This window comes from Streptomyces sp. NBC_00212, from assembly GCF_045206365.1.
Taxonomy (GTDB): domain Bacteria; phylum Actinomycetota; class Actinomycetes; order Streptomycetales; family Streptomycetaceae; genus Streptomyces.
Genome location: NZ_CP108115.1, coordinates 7,352,083 through 7,368,409 on the forward strand (window position 1 = coordinate 7,352,083; position 16,327 = coordinate 7,368,409).

A 16,327-nucleotide genomic window follows, 5' to 3' on the forward strand; every position below is an offset into this window, starting at 1 on the left:
CGGTGAAGCCGAACTGATGCCCCGTCAGTCCTCGACCCGGGCCCACCCCGACACCGGCCCCGCGGCCACCCCGTCCCCCGGCGTGACCCAGAACGCCCGTCCCCGCGCGGCGTCGAGGTGGGCGCCGCTGCGGCCGTCGCCGGAGGAGCGGCCGGTGATGCGGCGCCCGATCCAGGGCACCAGGTGTTGGCGGGCGAAGCGGAGGTCGGCGGTGCGGCTCGCGGCCCAGCCGGGGCGGACCGGCGGGGGCAGGGGGGAGCGCCAGTCGTCCTCGGCGTCCAGGCCCAGCGTCTGCCAGACCGCCTCGGCCACCCTGCGGTGCCCGTCCTCCGTCAGGTGCAGCCGGTCCACGTCCCAGAGCCGCTGGTCGCCGAGCACCGGCGCGCCGTACAGGTCGACCACCAGCGCGCCGTGCCGCTCGGCCAGTTCATCGACGTACGAGAAGAGCTCCTCCATGCGCGGGCGGAAGCGGTCGAGGACGGGGCCGTTGCGGCCCGGGCTGCGCATCAGGACCAGCTGCTTGCAGGAGGGGGCGAGCTGCTCGACCGCCTCCGTCAGGAGGTCGCGCACCCGGCCCATGTCGCACTGGGGCCGCAGGGTGTCGTTGAGGCCGCCGACCAGCGTGATGACGTCCGGGCGCAGCGTCGCCGCCGCGGCCACCTGCTCCTCGACGATCTGCCCGATGAGCTTGCCGCGCACGGCGAGGTTCGCGTACCGGAAGCCGGGTGTGCGGGCCGCGAGCCGAGTGGCGAGCACATCGGCCCAGCCGCGGTAGGACCCGTCGGGAAGCCGGTCGGACATGCCCTCCGTGAAGGAGTCGCCGATCGCGGCAAAGCTGGTGTATGAGGCATTCATCTCCATGGCGGAGCGATCGTACCGCGCGGTAGTGACAGTGGCTCGGGGGCGTCAAAGCCCTCGTGGGGACCGTGATCGCAAGGAGGCCGACCAGGCCCTTTCGGCGGTGCCCGTTCCGCGGTATGCCAGGAGCACATCAACTTTTTGGAACCCGGCCGGGCCCGGCCGTCGAGAGAGCGAGCGTGCGATGTTGTTCACCGCGGCCTTTTGGAAAGCCACCGCCGAGCGTGCCATCCGCACCTTCGCCCAGGCACTCGCCGCCGTCCTCACGGCCGGCGCGACCAACCTCCTCGACGTCCACTGGACCGCGGCGTTCGCGACCGCGGGCATGGCCGCGGTGCTCGCCGTCCTGATGGCGGTCGGCTCCTCGCAGCTGGGGCAGCCGGGCCCGGGCCTCACCGAGACCACGAACCCGGCCACTCCCGCCAAGCCGGTTCAGTGATCGGCTAGGCCGCGGCCGCCGGCGGGCCCACGAGCTCCCGCAGGACGTCCTCCATCGTGACGAGCCCCGCCAGCTTGCCCTCATCGCCGAGGACCGCCGCCAGGTGCGTACGGCTGCGCCGCATCGCGGTCAGGACGTCGTCGAGGGGGGTCGCGGCGCGCACCCGGGCGATCGGCCGCAGCGCCGCGACCGGGAAGGCCACGTCGCGCGGCGCCGCGTCCAGGGCGTCCTTGACGTGCAGATAGCCCAGGATGCGGCTGTCCTCGTCGACGACCGGGAAGCGCGAGAACCCGGAGCTCGCCGACAGCCGCTCCAGCTCCTCCGGAGTGGTGCCGACCGCGGCCCGTACCACCTTGTCCAGCGGTACGACCACATCGCGCACCGGCCGTCGTCCCAGCTCAAGGGCGTCGTGCAGCCGCTCGGCCGCCCGGTCGTCGAGGAGCCCGGCATGGCCCGCGTCGGTCACCAGGCGGGCCAGCTCGTCGTCCGAGAAGGTCGCCGCGACATGGTCCTTGGCGTCCACCCTGAGCAGTTTCAGGATGGTGTTGGCGAAGGCGTTGATCGCGAAGATCGCCGGGCGCAGCGCCCGCGCCAGCGTCACAAGAGGCGGGCCGAGGAGCAGCGCAGTGCGCGCGGGCTCGGCCAGCGCGATGTTCTTCGGCACCATCTCGCCGAGCAGCATGTGCAGATACGTGGCGACCGCGAGGGCGAGCACGAACGACACCGGGTGGATGAGCCCGTCCGGCACGCCCACCGCGTCGAAGGCCGGTGCGACCAGGTGCGCGATGGCTGGTTCGGCGACCACGCCGAGCACCAGGGTGCACAGCGTGATGCCGAGCTGTGCCGCGGCCATCAGGGCCGAGACGTGTTCCAGGCCCCAAATGACGCTGCGGGCGCGGCGGTTGCCGTCCTCGGCGAGCGGTTCGATCTGGCTGCGGCGCACCGAGATCAGGGCGAACTCGGCGCCGACGAAGAAGGCGTTGACGACCAGCGTCGCCAGGCCGATCAGAATCTGGATGGCGATCATCGGCCGGCCTCTTCGTCGTCGCCCTCGGGGTTCAGGGGTGCGTGCAGCAGGACGCGGGCCGCGCGCCGGCCGGACGCGTCGACCACGTCCATGCGCCAGCCAGCCAGCTCCACCCGGTCGCCGACCGTCGGAATCCGGCCAAGTTCGGTGGCAATGAGACCTGCGAGGGTCTCGTACGGGCCGTCCGGCACGCGCAGGCCGATGGCCGCGAGCTGGTCGTCGCGGGCGGCGCCGTCCGCGGAGTACAGGGAGCGGCCGTCGGCGTCCTGCCCGGCGGGGGCGAGGTCGGGGGTCTCGTGCGGATCGTGCTCGTCACGGACCTCGCCGACGACCTCCTCCACGATGTCCTCCAGGGTGACGACGCCCGCGGTGCCGCCGTACTCGTCGATGACGACGGCCATGGTGCGCTTGCCGTACAGCTGGTCCAGGAGCCGGTCCACGGTGAGCGTCTCGGGCACGAGGAGCGGTTCGCGCAGCAACGACGTCACCGGGTGCAGCCGCCTGCGTTCGGCCGGTACCGCGAGGACGTCCTTGATGTGCGCGATGCCGACGACCGAGTCGAGGCTGCCCCGGTAGACGGGGAAGCGGGACAGGCCCGTGGCGCGGGTCGCGTTCGCGACGTCCTCGGCGGTGGCCTGGATGTCGAGCGCGGTGACCTGCACGCGGGGCGTCATCACGTTCTCGGCGTTGAGCTCGGCCAGGTTGAGGGTCCGCACGAACAGCTCGGCGGTGTCCGCCTCAAGGGCGCCCTCCTTGGCCGAGTGCCGGGCGAGGGCGACCAGCTCCTGCGGGCTGCGCGCGGAGGCCAGCTCCTCGGCGGGCTCCAGGCCGAAGCGGCGCACCAGGTGGTTGGCCGAGGTGTTGAGGTGGCTGATCAGCGGGCGGAAGGCCGCGCTGAACGCGCGCTGCGGGGCCGAGACGACCTTCGCGACGGCGAGCGGCGAGGAGATCGCCCAGTTCTTGGGGACCAGCTCGCCGACGACCATCAGGAACACGGTGGAGAGCACCATGCCGAGCACCAGGGCCACCGAGCTCGCGGTGGTCGCGGACAGGCCGAGTCCTTCGAGCGGGCCGGTCAGGAGCTTGGCGATCGACGGCTTGGCGATCATGCCGATGACGAGGCCCGTCACGGTGATGCCGAGCTGGGCGCCGGACAGCTGGAAGGTGAGGCTCCGCACGGCCTTCAGCGCGCTGGCGGCACCTCGTTCGCCGCGCTCGACGGCTCGCTCCAGATCGCTGCGCTCGGCGGTGGTGAGGGAGAACTCGGCCGCGACGAAGACCGCGCAGACCAGCGAGAGCAGTACGGCCGCCAGGAGCAGGAGCACTTCGGTCATCGGGTCACCTCCGTCCCATGATCGGCCAGGGGGAGGCGGGGCGCGCGGTGTCGCGCGGCGGTGCTGGTACTGGGAGGCTCGCCCATGGGCGGACGCTCACACCTTTCAGTCGATGGGTAGAGGTTCACCCATGGTAAAGCACTGGCAAAGAGAAGTGGCCCGGCCGCTCAGCCCAGCGGCTTCACCCAGCGGCGCCACTGCTCCTCGGGCCCGTAGCCCGCGGCCTGCCAGGCGTGCTGCGCGAGCTCGTTGCGGACCAGGACCATGGCGTCCGCGCGACGCCCGCCGAGCGCGACGAACCGGTCCTCGGCCGCGGCGAGCAGCGCCCCGCCGATGCCCTTGCGGCGGTGGTCCGGGTGGACGGCGAGGCGGTACAGATGGCAGCGCCACCCGTCGAAGCCCGCGATCACCGTGCCGACAAGATCGTCGCCCGTCTCGGCGAGGATCAGCGTCTCGGGGTCGCGGGCGACGAGGCGCTCGACGCCCTCGCGGTCGTCGCTGATGCTGGTGCCCTCGGCGGCCGTCTTCCAGAAGGCCAGCACCGCGTCCAGGTCCTCGGGCCCGGCGTCCCGGATGCGCAACTCGTTCATGGCGTTCATCCCACCACCGGGCCGTGACCCGCGGCGAACCGTTTTGCCATACGGACGCCGATCCACGTGGACGCCGATCCACGCGGACCCCGATCCATGCGGACGCCGGTCGATGCGGAGCTGATCGATACGGACGCCCGCCGCCCGCTCATTCGCCCCGCAGCTCCTCGATCACCGCCCCGAACTCCTCCATGTACGGGTCCAGGACCGTGAGGTACGAGAAGCCGTAGCGCTCCCGCTGGGCGCGCAGTTGGTCCGCCATCTGTCGCACCGTGCCGATGAGCAGGACCGGCAGGTCGAGCATCTCGTCCTCGGTGAGATGAGGAAGGCGGTGCAGCGATTCGCGCACCGAGGCCCGCCGGTCCCGGGTCACGGCCACCCACTGGATCAGCAGGTTGAGCTCGGCCGGAGTCTCGCGCCCGGCCGCGAACCGCCGATAGGTGGCGACCCGCTCCGCCAGGTCGTCGGCGTTCATCACGGTGAGCGTTCCATCGACGGGCGAGGTCCGCGCCCCGGTGAACGCGGCGATGTCCGCGTGCTCGGCGGTCAGCCGCAGCATCCGGTCGCCCTTCGCGCCGATGAGCAGCGGCGGCCGGGGCCGCTGCACGAGCTGCGCCGCGTGCGCCTCGTCGCCGAGAAGGCGCTCCAACTCCCTTACCGTACGGGCGAGATGGTCGACCCGGCCGCCCGGCGTGCGCCACGCGACCCCGGCCCGCTCGTGCTCCTCGCGTACGTAACCGGTGCCGAGCCCGACCTCCAGGCGGCCGTCGGTCAGCGCGTCCACCGTGGCGATCTCGCGGGCGAGGAGGGCCGGCGTCCAGAACGCGGCGTTGAGCACGAACGGCCCGACCCGGGGCCGCTCCGTGGCGTACGCGGCGGCGACCACGGCGGGGAACGGCGCGGGCATGCCGAGGTGGTCGGCCACCTGGATCACGTCGTAGCCCAGTTCCTCGGCCCGGCGGCAGCGCTTGCGCCACTCCCCGCCCACCGCCGGGGTCACCATGTTCACAGCGAAACGGAACGGACGGGTCATCAACTCTCCTCAGAGGTCCGGGAGTTACTCGTGCGCGATGGCGGCCAGCACATTCATCCGCGAGGCCCGCAGCGCGGGCAGCAGCGCCGCCACCAGGCCGACGGCCACCGAGCCCACCGCGACCGCGACGATCGTCGACCACGGCACCGCGAACGCGGTGAGGCCCTGGAGCGCGAGCACCTGCTGTACCGCCACCCCCCACACCATGCCCAAGGCGAGCCCGAGCAGTGCGCCGAAGACGGCGATCACGACGGATTCCAGCCGGATCATCCGCCTCAACTGCACCCGGGAGAGCCCGAGGGCTCGCAGCAGCCCGATCTCTCTGGTCCGCTCGACCACCGACAGGGCAAGGGTGTTGACCACCCCGAGCACCGCGATCACGATCGCCAGGCCCAGCAGCGCGTACACCAGGTAGAGCAGCACCGCGATCTGGTCGTGCACCAGCTTCTTGTAGTCGTTCTGGTCCCTGACCTGGACCTGGGGATACGAGGTCAACGTCGTCTTCAGCGCCGCGCGCAGCTGGTCGGCGGGTGTGCCGCTCGCCGCGTTCACATAGACGGCGGCGTCCTGACCGCCGGGCACGTACCGCTCCAGCGTGGCCAGGCCCATGAAGAGGCCGCCCTCGGTCGCGAATCCGCCGTTGCCCTGGTTCATGTCGGTCAGCGCCGTCACGGTCAGGCGCGCCTGCTGCCCGGAGGAGAACAGCACGGGCAGCGAGTCGCCGATCCGCACGTCGTGGTCGTGGGCGTACGTCTTGTCCATCGCGAGGCCGTCGGCGGCGAGCGCCTGCGCCGTGCCGCCGCTCGCGTACGTCAGATGGGCCACGTCGTCGAGCTTCGGATCGTAGCCGGACGCCGTCGTGTCGGCCTTCTTCCCGTCCGGCAGGGTGACCCGCACGGGCGCGAACCGCTGCCGCACCACGGTGCCCACGCCCTTCGTGGCCCGGATCCGCTCGGTGATCTCCTGCGGGAACGGCTGGAAGTTGGCGTTCTGGATGACGAAGTCCGCGCCGAGGACCCGGTCGATCTGCTGGTCGAAGGACTTGGACATCGAGGTGCTGGCCACCGAGAGCCCGGTGACCAGGGCGATGCCGACCATGAGCGCGGACGCGGTCGCTCCGGTGCGCCGCGGATTGCGCAGGGCGTTGCGCTGGCTCATCCGGCCCACCGGGCCGAACACCTTCGGGAACGCCCCGCCGAGCACCCGGATCACCGGCCGTACCAGAAGCGGACCCGCGACGACGGTCGCGATCAGGGTCAGTACGAGGCCAAGTCCAAGGAAAGAAGAGGCAGTTGAGGCCTTGCCGCTGGCCGCGCAGCCCGCCAGGGCCGCCGCTCCGGCCGCGCCGAGGAACGCGCCCACCACGGCCCGTACCCGCAACGGCCGCCCCGCGCCCGCCACTTCGGCGTCCACGAGCGCGGCCATGGGGGAGACCTTGGCCGCCCGGCGGGCCGGAAGGTAGGCGGCGACGAACGTCACGCCGACGCCCACCGCGTAAGCGGCCACCGGGGTGGGCCAGTTGACCACCATCTCGGCGGCGCTCAGGTTCATCCCGAACAGGCTCATCAGCGCGATGAGCCCGGCGGCGAGCCCGACGCCGACGGCGAGGCCGAGCGTCGATCCGACCAGACCGAGCAGGAGCGCCTCCAGGAGCACCGAACGGCGCACCTGCCCGCGATCGGCACCCAGAGCCCTCAACAGGCCCAGTTCCCGGGTGCGTTGGGCGATCAGCATGGAGAAGGTGTTGACGATCAGGAAGATCCCGACGAGCACGGCGATGCCCGCGAAGCCCAGCATCAGGTACTTGATGACATTGAGGAACCCGCCGAGCTGCGCGGCGTCCGACGTCGCCTGCTCGGCCGCCGTCTTCAGGTCGTACCGTCCGCCGAGCCGGTCCGCGACGCGCTGCTTCAGTACGTCGTCGCTGACGCCCGGGGCGGCGTCGACCGAGATGCTGGTCGCCGCGTCCGGCTTGCCGAGCAGCCGGGACTGGGCGGTCGGGGTGTCCAGGAAGACCAGGGCCGCGCCCGGGTTGGTGGTGGTGAACGTGGCGATCCCGACCACGCCCACCTTGAACGAACCGGGCCCGGCGAGCACGGTGAGGGTGTCGCCGATCCGCACCTTCTTCTTGTCCGCGGTGTCCTTGTCGAGCAGCGCCTCGTGGGGCCCGCTGGGTTCGTGACCACTCGTCAACTTCACCGGACTGCGTTTGTCCACGTACCAGTTGGTGGCGATCGTGGGTCCGCCGGTGGTCGGCCCCACCACCTGGTCGCGGGCATCGACGACGGTGATGCCGGAGACGGCCGCGTCGATGCGGGCGGCCGCGACGCCGTCGACGCGGGCGAGCTGAGCGGCGAGCGAGGCCGGCACGGTGGGTGTCTCGCCGGACGGCAGCGCGGTGTCGATCTCCTTCTTCGGCGAGACGGTCACGTCGGCCGACGTCGAGGCGAAGAGCCGGTCGAAGGTGCGCGCCACGGTGTCCGAGAAGATCAGCGAACCGGCGACGAAAGCCACTGAGAGCACCACCGCGAGGGCGGAGAGGAGGAGCCGTCCCTTGTGTGCGAGGAAGCCGCGCAGGGTCGCCTTCAGCACGGCGGTCAGCTCTTGCGCGGTGCGTCGTCAGGGGCGCCGAGGTGCGGCCGGGCGCCGGAGAAGAGCCGCATCCGCTCCAGGACGGCCTCCGCGGTGGGGCGCTCCATCCTGTCCACGATCCGCCCGTCGCCCAGGAAGAGGACCAGATCGGCGTGGCCCGCGGCGCCCGGGTCGTGCGTCACCATCACCACGGTCTGCTCCAGGCTGTCCACCGCCTCCCGCAGGAACGAGAGGACCTCCGCGCCCGCCCGCGAGTCCAGGTTGCCGGTCGGCTCGTCCGTGAAGATCAGCTCCGGCCGGGACGCGAGGGCCCGCGCGCACGCGACCCGCTGCTGCTGGCCCCCGGACAACTGCGCCGGGCGGTGCTTGAGGCGGTCGCGCAGGCCGAGCGTGTCGATGACCCGGTCCACCCACGCCCGGTCCGGGGTGCGGCCCGCGATGTCCATAGGCAGTGTGATGTTCTCGGCGGCGGTGAGCGTGGGCAGCAGGTTGAACGACTGGAACATGAAGCCGATCCGGTCCCGCCTGAGCCGGGTGAGCTCCCGCTCCTTGAGCCCGGTGATCTCGGTGTCCCCGAGCCACACCTGCCCCGCCGACACGGTGTCGAGCCCGGCCAGACAGTGCATCAGGGTCGACTTCCCCGAACCCGAAGGACCCATCACCGCGGTGAAAGCGCCCCGCGCGATGTCCACGTCGACCGAGTCCAGGGCGAGCACCGTGGTCTCGCCACTGCCGTACGCCTTGGTCAGTGCGCGCGCCCGCGCGGCGACCGGCGCCGCGGGCTCCGTGCCGTACGCGTGTGCCGTTGCAGGTGTGGACAAGGCCGCCTCCCCGATTGTGGCGTCATGGCCGCTCCAACTCCCGTACCGCATAAGAGAGTAGAGGCCGGGGCCGAGCCGTCGCCATCCGTCGCGGGGCCCGGTGTGGGGAGGCGGATGTAAGGGCCACGTGCCACGCTCGGACGGCGGCTCCTACTCGGACCCGGGCTCCTGTTCGTCCGGGCCGAGCGCCGGGCGCCGCGCCACCCCGAGCACACACGGCGAGGACGGCGATGCGACGCCCTTGGCGGGCACCCGCAGATGGCGGTAGCCGACGATCTCGAAGCCCGCCGCCTCGATCGCGCCCAGCGGATCGCGCGCGGTGTGGCAGCCGCCGAACAGCAGCGGCCACACCGTGCGGTCCAGGCCGCGCTGCACCGTCGCGAGGGCCCGGCCGTCCGCCCGGCCGTGCTCGAAGAACCGCAGCTCGCCGCCCGGGCGCAGCACCCGGCGGATCTCACCCAGCGCCCGCGAGAGGTCGCGTACCGAGCACAGCACCAGCGAGGCGACCGCCGCGTCGAAGGCCTCGCTCTTGACCGGCAGGGCCTCAGCGGCGCCCGGCACCACGTCCACCGGAACCTCCGCCTGGAGCGCCGCGCGGACCGCCAGCTGCCTCAGCGTGCGCTCCGGTTCGATCGCCACCACCTCGGACACGGCCGCCGGATAGTGGGCGAAGTTGAGCCCGTTGCCCGCGCCGATCTCGATGACGCGCCCCGAGAGCCCGTCGAGCAGTTCCCTACGGTGCTCGGCGATGCCGGCTCTCAGGTCCATCGCCTCGCTGAAGCGCGCGTAGAAGCGGGCGAACACGGGGTGGTGCACGGCATCCGGGGCGATCTTGGTGCGCTGCGCCATGTCGGACCTCCTGAGCCTCGGGCAGCCGGCCGGTTGCCGGCATCCTGCGGGCAGCCGGTTACCGCCATTGTCCCCGCGGCGCGCCCGCTCACCCGTCCGTGGACTCCACGAAGCAGAACTCGTTGCCCTCGGGGTCCCGCATCACCTGGAAGGCCCCCTGGGCGTCGGTCACGGTCTGGCCCACGGGACGCGCCCCGCGCCGCACGGCCGCCGCCCGCGCCCGGCGCACGTCCTCGACCGCGAGGTCCAGGTGCAGCCGGTTCTTGCCGGCCTTCTCCTCAGGTACGCGCTGGAAGGCGAGGCGCGGCGCGCCCGGCGGATCGACGTACGCCCACGAGGAGTCGCGCACCACGGGGCGCCCGCCGAGCAGCCCGGCCCAGAAGCGGGCGAGCCGCCCCGGGTCGGCGCAGTCCACGACGAGCTGCCCGAGGCGGGCCCGTAAAACAGCCATCAGATACTCCAAACGCCGCCGAGCGCCGGGGCGAGCCAACCGGCCGCTCGGGTACGGAAGTCGGCGGGCGCCAGCCGTCCGGCGCCCTCGGGCACAGTGCCGAGCAAGCGTGCCCCGGCCGCCTCTGGAAGGTCCGCGAGATTGCATCGCGAGGCCAGATCCGGCTCGGCCGGCCAGCTGCCCACGACGACCCCGGCGAATTCGAGATCCCGGGCCCGCAGGGCCTCGCCGGTCAGGGCCGTCGAGTTCAGTGTGCCCAGTCCGGCGGGCGTCACCACCAGGACGGGGGCACCGAGCAGCCGGGCCGCGTCCGCGAGCGTGCCGCCCTCGTCGTCGAAGCGGACCAGGAGACCGCCCGCGCCCTCGACGAGGACCAGGTCGTGCTCGGTGGCCAGTTTCGCCGCGGCCTCCGCCACTTCCTGGGGGCCGATGGGCGTCATACCGGCCCGGCGGGCCGAGGTGTTGGGCGCCAACGGCTCGGGGAACCGGGCCAGTTCGACCCCGGTCACCGACTCGCCGGCGAGCCGTCGCACCTCGAAGACGTCACCGGGCTCACCCGGCGCGACCCCCGTCTGAGCCGGTTTGAGCACGGCCACCGAGCGGCCGGCGGCGAGCGCCAGGGCGGCGACGGCCGCCGTGGTGATCGTCTTGCCGATCTCGGTGCCCGTACCGCTCACGACCAGAATCGCCATCTCAGCCCTCCCGCGCCGCCGCGCACACCGCACGGCAGATACGCGCCAGATCGTCGTCGCCCGTCACATAGGGCGGCATCGTGTAGATCAGATCCCTGAACGGCCGCAGCCACACGCCCTCGCGCACGGCCGCCGCGGTCGCCGCCTTCATGTCGACGTCGTGGTCCAGCTGGACGACGCCGATGGCGCCGAGCACCCGGACGTCCCGTACGCCCTCGATCGAGCGGGCCTGCTCAAGGCCGTCGAGCAGGCCCCTCGCGATGCGCTTGACCTCGCCCTGCCAGTCCTGGCCGAGCAGCAGGTCGATGGAGGCGAGCGCCACCGACGCGGCCAGCGGGTTGCCCATGAACGTCGGACCGTGGGCGAGCACGGGGACCTCGCCCGAGGAGATGCCCTCGGCGACCCGGCTCGTGCAGAGCGTCGCCGCCATCGACAGATAGCCGCCGGTCAGCGCCTTGCCGACGCACATGACGTCCGGCGAGAGCGCCGCGTGGTCGGCCGCGAACAGCGCGCCGGTGCGGCCGAAGCCGGAGGCGATCTCGTCGAAGACGAGCAGCACGCCGTGCTCGTCGCAGGCCTCGCGCAGCACCCGCAGGTAGGCGGGCGAGTGGAACCGCATGCCGCCCGCGCCCTGCACCACCGGCTCCACGATCACCGCGGCCAGCTCGTCGGCGTGCCGCGCGATCGTCTCGCGCAGCTCCCGGGCGTACGACTCCTCGAACTCCGCGGGCGGAGCGCCGGCGAAGATCTGGCGGGGCAGCGCGCCCTGCCACAGCTCGTGCATCCCGCCGTCGGGGTCGCACACCGACATCGGCTGCCAGGTGTCGCCGTGGTAGCCGCCGCGCCAGGTGAGCAGACGCTGCTTGCGCGGCTGCCCGACCGAGCGCCAGTACTGCAGGCACATCTTCACGGCGACCTCGACCGCGACCGAGCCCGAGTCGCTGAGGAAGACGTGCTGGAGCGGCCCGGGCGTGATCTCGACGAGCCGGGCGGCGAGCCGGACGGCGGGCTCGTGGGTGAGCCCGCCGAACATGACATGGCTCATCCGGTCCAGCTGGGAGCGCGCCGCCTCGTTGAGCACCGGGTGGTTGTAGCCGTGCACGGCCGACCACCACGACGACATCCCGTCGATCAACTCGCGCTGACCGTGGGCCGGTTCGGCAAGGCGCAGCCGTACGCCCGACGCCGACTCGACGAGGAGCTGCTCCTGCCGGCCCGGCATCGGGCCGTACGGATGCCAGACGTGCCGGCGGTCCAGGTCGAGCAGATCGGTGGGGGAGTACTCAGGCATTGGGCGCGAGATCCGTCCCCGCGCCGCGGCGGCGCACGGCCACCAGATCGGTGCGCGCCTGGTCCGCGGGCGCCTGCTCGGGTACCTCGACAGCGCTGTGGCCACCGCAGGGCCCGCAGCCGCCGCCTTCGTGGGAGCCGCAGCCGCTCTCCTCCTGCGAACCGCAGGCGCCGGCGCCCGTACCGCAGCCCGCGGCGGCGACCGCGTCCGCGCGGTGCTTCGGAAGTGTCGTGGTGCCCGCGCCCTCCACCTCGAACCCGGCGTCCGCGATCATGTCGAGGTCGGTCTGTCCGGCCTGGCCCTCGCTGGTCAGGTAGTCGCCCAGGAAGATCGAGTTGACCAGGTGCAGGGCGAGCGGCTGCATCGAGCGCAGATGCACCTCACGGCCACCGGCGAGCCGCACCTCGACGTCCGGGCACACGAACCGGGTCATGGCGAGGATGCGCAGGCAGCGCTGCGGCGTGAGGTTCCACTCCTTGCCGAGCGGGGTGCCCTCGAACGGGATGAGGAAGTTCACCGGCACCGAGTCCGGGTCGAGGTCGCGCAGCGCGAAGACCACGTCCACCAGGTCCTCGTCCGACTCGCCCATGCCCGCGATCAGACCGGAGCAGGCCGACAGACCCGCGTCGTGCGCCTTGGTCACGGTGTCCACGCGGTCCTGATAGGTGTGCGTGGTCGTAATGTCCCCGTACGTCCCTTCGGACGTGTTCAGGTTGTGGTTGTACGCGTCGGCCCCGGCGGCGCGCAGCCGCTCGGCCTGGCCGTCCGAGAGGAGACCGAGGCAGGCACAGACCTCGACGCCCTCGTTCTGCTCCTTGATCGTCTCGATCGTCTCGGAGACCCGGGCGATGTCACGGTCCGTGGGGCCGCGGCCGCTGGCCACCAGGCAGACCCGCTTGGCGCCGCCCGCGACGCCCGCGGCCGCGGCCTTGGAGGCCTCGTCGGGCTTGAGCCAGGTGTACTTCAGGATGTCGGCCTTGGAGCCGAGCCGCTGGGAGCAGTACGAACAGTCCTCGGGGCACAGGCCCGACTTCAGGTTGACCAGATAGTTCAGCTTCACCCGGCGTCCGAACCACTGGCGGCGCACCTTGCCGGCCGCGGCCACCACATCGAGCAGTTCGTCGTCGGAGGTCGCCAGCACGGCGAGTGCCTCTTCGCGGGTCGGCAGTTCGCGCCGCAACCCCTTGTCCACCAGCGTGTTCAGCAGGTCCATGGCGCCGATCTTCGCGCACGGCACCGCCTGTGGCCAAGGTAGGGATCCCACAACACGGGCCGTTTGAGGTGTGTGTATCGCCACACCCTGACCTGGCATGGCACCGGCTAGGGTCTGTCGGCAGCCTACAAAAAGGGACTCCACCATGTCGCGAGCGCCGTTCGACTGGATCGACGGAGAATCGGAGCGCCGCGAGCGCGCCGGTCTGGTCCGCACCCTGCGGCCGCGCCCCGCCGACCAGGATCTCCTGGACCTGGCGAGCAACGACTACCTGGGGCTCACCCGGCATCCCGCGGTCACGGCGGGCGCGGCCGAGGCGGCCCACCGCTGGGGCGCGGGCGCCACCGGCTCCCGCCTGGTCACCGGCACCACCGCGCTGCACACGGAGCTGGAGCGCGAACTCGCCGAGTTCTGCGGCTTCGAGTCGGCCCTGGTCTTCTCCTCCGGGTACGCGGCGAACCTCGCGGCGCTCACCGCGCTCGGCCCGCACGGCTCCCTGATCGTCTCCGACGCGGGCAACCACGCCTCCATCGTCGACGGCTGCCGGCTCGCCCGCGCTCGTACCGAGGTCGTTCCGCACGCCGAACCGGAAGCGGTCCGCAAGGCCCTGGACGCCCACGGCGGGCCCGGCCTCGTGGTGTCCGACTCCGTTTTCTCGGTGGACGGCGATGCCGCTCCGCTGGCTCAACTCGCCGCGGCCTGCCGGGAGTTCGGGGCCGCCCTGATCGTGGACGACGCGCACGGGCTCGGGGTGCTCGGCGACGGCGGGCGCGGCGCGCTGCACGCGGCCGGGCTCGCGGGCGCGGACGACGTGGTCGCCACGGTCACCCTGTCCAAGTCGCTCGGCAGCCAGGGCGGCGCGGTCCTCGGCCCGGCCCGGGTCATCCGCCATCTGGTGAACGCGGCCCGGACCTTCATCTTCGACACCGGGCTCGCCCCCGCGTCGGTCGGCGGGGCGCTCGCGGCCCTGCGACTGCTGCGCGCGCAGCCGGAGTTGGCGGGCCGGGCCCGCGCCGTCGCCGCCGAACTGCACGGCCGGCTCACCGCCGCCGGGCACCTGGCGGTACGTCCCGATGCCGCGGTCGTCTCCGTGCGGGCCCCCTCGCCGGAGGCCGCGGTGGCCTGGGCGGGGGACTGCCGCGAAGCCGGGCTCGTGGTCGGCTGCTTCCGGCCGCCGTCGGTGCCGGACGGCATCTCGCGGATCCGGCTGACCGCCCGTGCGGATCTGACGGAGCGCCAGATCGACAGGGCCGTGGGCGCGATCCTGAGGACCGCGCCCACGGCCTGACGGCTCGTCAATTCGCTGTGCTGCCCCTCAATTCGCTGTGCTGAGAGTGGAGATGAAGCGTTGCCAGGCCGGGGCGCCGAAGAGCAGCGCGGGCCCGTCGATCCGTTGGGAGTCGCGGACGGCAAGCAGCTCGCCATTGAGCCGGGCCGTCTCGACACAGTTGTTCATGCCCACGCTGCGGCTGCTGCGCCGCCAGGTGGCAGTCGTGAGGGAAGTACTGGAAGGAACGTGCGCAGGGCGTGCGGACATCATGCCTCCCCACTCGCCATGAACTAGCCCGGTTCCCCCCGGGCTATCCGGGCGATGAGATCCAACGAGTCCTCGGAGGAGAGCGCGAGTGCCTGGACGGTCAGGAATGCGGCACTGTACGCCTCAAGGTCTTCTCTCCGTTCGAGGTAGAGGCTACTCGTCAGATGGTCGATAACAACCACATCCAGATCTGAAATGGCCGGAAATGAAAAGATAATGAAAGGGCCGGTGAGGCCGACATAGCCGCCGTAATGGAAAGGGATGACCTGCAACCGCACGTGCGGCAGTGCGGCGAGCTGCAGCAAATGCCGTAACTGGTCCCGCATGGCCGCCGGGCCGCCCACTCGCCGACGCAATACCGCCTCGTCGAGCACCGCGCTGAGCACCAGCGGCGGATCGCCGCGCAGCACCTCCTGGCGGGCGATCCGCACCTCCACGAGCGAGTCCACCTTGTCCGACGGCAGCCCCCCGAGCGCGGCCCGCGTCACCGCCCGCGCGTACGCCGGCGTCTGCAAAAGCCCCGGCACCACCGAGGTCTCCAGCGTGCGAGCCGAGCGCGCCTGCGACTCCAGGCTGATGAAATCGCGGTACTGCGTCGGCAGCAGGCCCCGGTACGCATGCGCCCAGTCCACCCCGGCGCCGCCCGCCGAATCGGCCAACGCCTGCAAAAGCGCGCGGAGTTCGGGGTCGCGCACCCCGTACGCTTCGAGCAGCCGGGCCACGTCCGCCGGCTTCACGCCACTGCGACCGGTCTCGATCCGGCTCACCTTCGACTGGTGCCAGCCGACCAGACCGGCCGCCTCACCACTCGTGAGACCCGTGTCGTCGCGCAGCTTGCGCAACTCCTCGCCGAGCTTGCGTCTGCGCACCGCCGGCCCGTGCCCCATAGCCGCCTCCTTCGTCTCCGGCGATGGGTAAGTGTGAGCCCAAATACGGTCTACCGTCGGAGAGTTCACTGCTTTGAGCGACAGATATATGCATATCTTGGTGGATCGCACCCGAGACCGGCACGATGAGTGGCACTCTGACGCGAAGCACAATCCGAGGCCGATGTCGTCTTCGCGAGCGCTCAACCGCTACGAGTCTTCAAGCCGGCCCGGGTGGGAAAGGGACAGCGTCGCCATGGCAGACCACCTCGAAGCAACCCTCACTCTGCCGAGCGATCCCGCCTCGGTCTCCGCGGCACGGAGGTACGTCGCCGGGGTCCTTGCCGACTGGGGCCTGCCGACCGACGCCGAGGCCGCCGACACGATCCGCCTCATCGTCTCCGAGCTCGCCACCAACGCCGTGCAGCACACCTTCGGCCAGTCGCCCACCTTCACCGTGGACGTCCAGCTGGAGCGCGAGGAGGAGCTGCGGATCGGGGTGACCGACAGCCACCCGCGCTGGCCGAAACGATTGCCCGCCGCCGTCCAGCAGGACAACGGCCGGGGCATGGTGATCATCCGCTGGCTCGCGGCCGAGTGCGGCGGCCGGCTCTCGGTCGCGCCCACCGCGGACGGCGGCAAGACGGTCTGGATCGCCCTGCCGTGGACGGCGCCGGTCCAGAGCGGCTAGGGCCGCGCGTCCCAGACAAGATCCGCCGGACAGGCCCTAGAGA

17 protein-coding genes are annotated in these 16,327 nt (G+C 72.0%); 3 read left to right on the top strand and 14 right to left on the bottom strand.

Annotated elements, in window-relative coordinates; translation table 11 throughout:
• Positions 1-24: 24 nt before the first annotated feature.
• Entirely contained in the window at positions 25-861 is an 837-nt protein-coding gene (locus tag OHA17_RS33545; RefSeq protein ID WP_406509600.1) for an SGNH/GDSL hydrolase family protein, read from the bottom strand.
• 181 nt (positions 862-1,042) lie between these two features.
• On the opposite strand from OHA17_RS33545, the gene OHA17_RS33550 reads away from it, so the two are divergent.
• Complete coding sequence (locus OHA17_RS33550) at positions 1,043-1,297, top strand: holin (protein ID WP_199826865.1); 255 nt, start codon at positions 1,043-1,045, stop codon at positions 1,295-1,297.
• A gap of 4 nt (positions 1,298-1,301) precedes the next feature.
• Here OHA17_RS33550 and OHA17_RS33555 read toward each other — a convergent pair whose 3' ends face one another.
• The 11 genes from OHA17_RS33555 to bioB all read right to left on the bottom strand — a co-directional run bounded on the left by OHA17_RS33555 (position 1,302) and on the right by bioB (position 13,190).
• Entirely contained in the window at positions 1,302-2,324 is a 1,023-nt protein-coding gene (locus OHA17_RS33555; RefSeq protein WP_406509601.1) for a hemolysin family protein, read from the bottom strand.
• A complete protein-coding gene (locus OHA17_RS33560) occupies positions 2,321-3,658 on the bottom strand; it encodes a hemolysin family protein (RefSeq protein WP_406509602.1) in 1,338 nt (445 codons plus the stop codon). Before OHA17_RS33560 ends, OHA17_RS33555 begins: the two co-directional genes overlap by 4 nt.
• A gap of 167 nt (positions 3,659-3,825) precedes the next feature.
• Positions 3,826-4,314, bottom strand: coding sequence for a GNAT family N-acetyltransferase (locus tag OHA17_RS33565; protein WP_406509603.1), 489 nt, complete (start codon positions 4,312-4,314; stop codon positions 3,826-3,828).
• 82 nt (positions 4,315-4,396) lie between these two features.
• Positions 4,397-5,281, bottom strand: a complete 885-nt coding sequence (locus tag OHA17_RS33570) for a TIGR03621 family F420-dependent LLM class oxidoreductase (RefSeq protein ID WP_406509604.1) — start codon at positions 5,279-5,281, stop codon at positions 4,397-4,399.
• Between the two features lie 24 nt (positions 5,282-5,305).
• The gene (locus OHA17_RS33575) at positions 5,306-7,873 is read right to left on the bottom strand and encodes an ABC transporter permease (protein ID WP_406509605.1); all 2,568 of its coding nucleotides are present in this window, start codon (positions 7,871-7,873) and stop codon (positions 5,306-5,308) included.
• 5 nt (positions 7,874-7,878) lie between these two features.
• Positions 7,879-8,694, bottom strand: a complete 816-nt coding sequence (locus tag OHA17_RS33580) for an ABC transporter ATP-binding protein (protein WP_406509606.1) — start codon at positions 8,692-8,694, stop codon at positions 7,879-7,881.
• Positions 8,695-8,844: 150 nt separating this feature from the next.
• Complete coding sequence (locus OHA17_RS33585) at positions 8,845-9,543, bottom strand: class I SAM-dependent methyltransferase (RefSeq protein ID WP_406509607.1); 699 nt, start codon at positions 9,541-9,543, stop codon at positions 8,845-8,847.
• 88 nt (positions 9,544-9,631) lie between these two features.
• Positions 9,632-9,994, bottom strand: coding sequence for a VOC family protein (locus OHA17_RS33590; RefSeq protein ID WP_406509608.1), 363 nt, complete (start codon positions 9,992-9,994; stop codon positions 9,632-9,634).
• The gene (bioD, locus tag OHA17_RS33595; protein WP_406509609.1) at positions 9,994-10,686 is read right to left on the bottom strand and encodes a dethiobiotin synthase; all 693 of its coding nucleotides are present in this window, start codon (positions 10,684-10,686) and stop codon (positions 9,994-9,996) included. Before bioD ends, OHA17_RS33590 begins: the two co-directional genes overlap by 1 nt.
• Position 10,687: 1 nt before the next feature.
• Positions 10,688-11,977, bottom strand: a complete 1,290-nt coding sequence (locus tag OHA17_RS33600; protein WP_406509610.1) for an adenosylmethionine--8-amino-7-oxononanoate transaminase — start codon at positions 11,975-11,977, stop codon at positions 10,688-10,690.
• Positions 11,970-13,190, bottom strand: a complete 1,221-nt coding sequence (bioB, locus tag OHA17_RS33605; protein WP_398877848.1) for a biotin synthase BioB — start codon at positions 13,188-13,190, stop codon at positions 11,970-11,972. Before bioB ends, OHA17_RS33600 begins: the two co-directional genes overlap by 8 nt.
• A 145-nt stretch (positions 13,191-13,335) precedes the next feature.
• On the opposite strand from bioB, the gene OHA17_RS33610 reads away from it, so the two are divergent.
• Positions 13,336-14,478 carry an 8-amino-7-oxononanoate synthase gene (locus OHA17_RS33610; RefSeq protein ID WP_406509611.1) on the top strand — a complete coding sequence of 381 codons (1,143 nt, stop codon included), beginning with the start codon at positions 13,336-13,338 and terminating at the stop codon, positions 14,476-14,478.
• A 27-nt stretch (positions 14,479-14,505) separates the two neighbouring features.
• On the opposite strand, the gene OHA17_RS33615 is transcribed toward OHA17_RS33610, so the two are convergent.
• Both OHA17_RS33615 and OHA17_RS33620 read right to left on the bottom strand, forming a co-directional pair.
• Positions 14,506-14,730, bottom strand: coding sequence for a DUF397 domain-containing protein (locus OHA17_RS33615; RefSeq protein ID WP_406509612.1), 225 nt, complete (start codon positions 14,728-14,730; stop codon positions 14,506-14,508).
• 20 nt (positions 14,731-14,750) lie between these two features.
• A complete protein-coding gene (locus OHA17_RS33620) occupies positions 14,751-15,614 on the bottom strand; it encodes a helix-turn-helix transcriptional regulator (RefSeq protein ID WP_053724207.1) in 864 nt (287 codons plus the stop codon).
• Positions 15,615-15,849: 235 nt separating this feature from the next.
• Here OHA17_RS33620 and OHA17_RS33625 point away from each other — a divergent pair, with 235 nt between their 5' ends.
• Positions 15,850-16,284, top strand: coding sequence for an ATP-binding protein (locus OHA17_RS33625; RefSeq protein ID WP_406509613.1), 435 nt, complete (start codon positions 15,850-15,852; stop codon positions 16,282-16,284).
• Positions 16,285-16,327 lie beyond the last annotated feature (43 nt).

What these genes read in the sequence shown, in the direction of transcription:
- OHA17_RS33545 (WP_406509600.1), bottom strand. Translation starts at nt 861, where the DNA reads ATGGAGATGAATGCCTCATACACCAGCTTTGCCGCGATCGGCGACTCC.
- OHA17_RS33550 (WP_199826865.1), top strand. Translation starts at nt 1,043, where the DNA reads ATGTTGTTCACCGCGGCCTTTTGGAAAGCCACCGCCGAGCGTGCCATC.
- OHA17_RS33555 (WP_406509601.1), bottom strand. Translation starts at nt 2,324, where the DNA reads ATGATCGCCATCCAGATTCTGATCGGCCTGGCGACGCTGGTCGTCAAC.
- OHA17_RS33560 (WP_406509602.1), bottom strand. Translation starts at nt 3,658, where the DNA reads ATGACCGAAGTGCTCCTGCTCCTGGCGGCCGTACTGCTCTCGCTGGTC.
- OHA17_RS33570 (WP_406509604.1), bottom strand. Translation starts at nt 5,281, where the DNA reads ATGACCCGTCCGTTCCGTTTCGCTGTGAACATGGTGACCCCGGCGGTG.
- OHA17_RS33585 (WP_406509607.1), bottom strand. Translation starts at nt 9,543, where the DNA reads ATGGCGCAGCGCACCAAGATCGCCCCGGATGCCGTGCACCACCCCGTG.
- OHA17_RS33590 (WP_406509608.1), bottom strand. Translation starts at nt 9,994, where the DNA reads ATGGCTGTTTTACGGGCCCGCCTCGGGCAGCTCGTCGTGGACTGCGCC.
- bioD (WP_406509609.1), bottom strand. Translation starts at nt 10,686, where the DNA reads ATGGCGATTCTGGTCGTGAGCGGTACGGGCACCGAGATCGGCAAGACG.
- OHA17_RS33600 (WP_406509610.1), bottom strand. Translation starts at nt 11,977, where the DNA reads ATGCCTGAGTACTCCCCCACCGATCTGCTCGACCTGGACCGCCGGCAC.
- bioB (WP_398877848.1), bottom strand. Translation starts at nt 13,190, where the DNA reads ATGGACCTGCTGAACACGCTGGTGGACAAGGGGTTGCGGCGCGAACTG.
- OHA17_RS33610 (WP_406509611.1), top strand. Translation starts at nt 13,336, where the DNA reads ATGTCGCGAGCGCCGTTCGACTGGATCGACGGAGAATCGGAGCGCCGC.
- OHA17_RS33615 (WP_406509612.1), bottom strand. Translation starts at nt 14,730, where the DNA reads ATGATGTCCGCACGCCCTGCGCACGTTCCTTCCAGTACTTCCCTCACG.
- OHA17_RS33620 (WP_053724207.1), bottom strand. Translation starts at nt 15,614, where the DNA reads ATGGGGCACGGGCCGGCGGTGCGCAGACGCAAGCTCGGCGAGGAGTTG.
- OHA17_RS33625 (WP_406509613.1), top strand. Translation starts at nt 15,850, where the DNA reads ATGGCAGACCACCTCGAAGCAACCCTCACTCTGCCGAGCGATCCCGCC.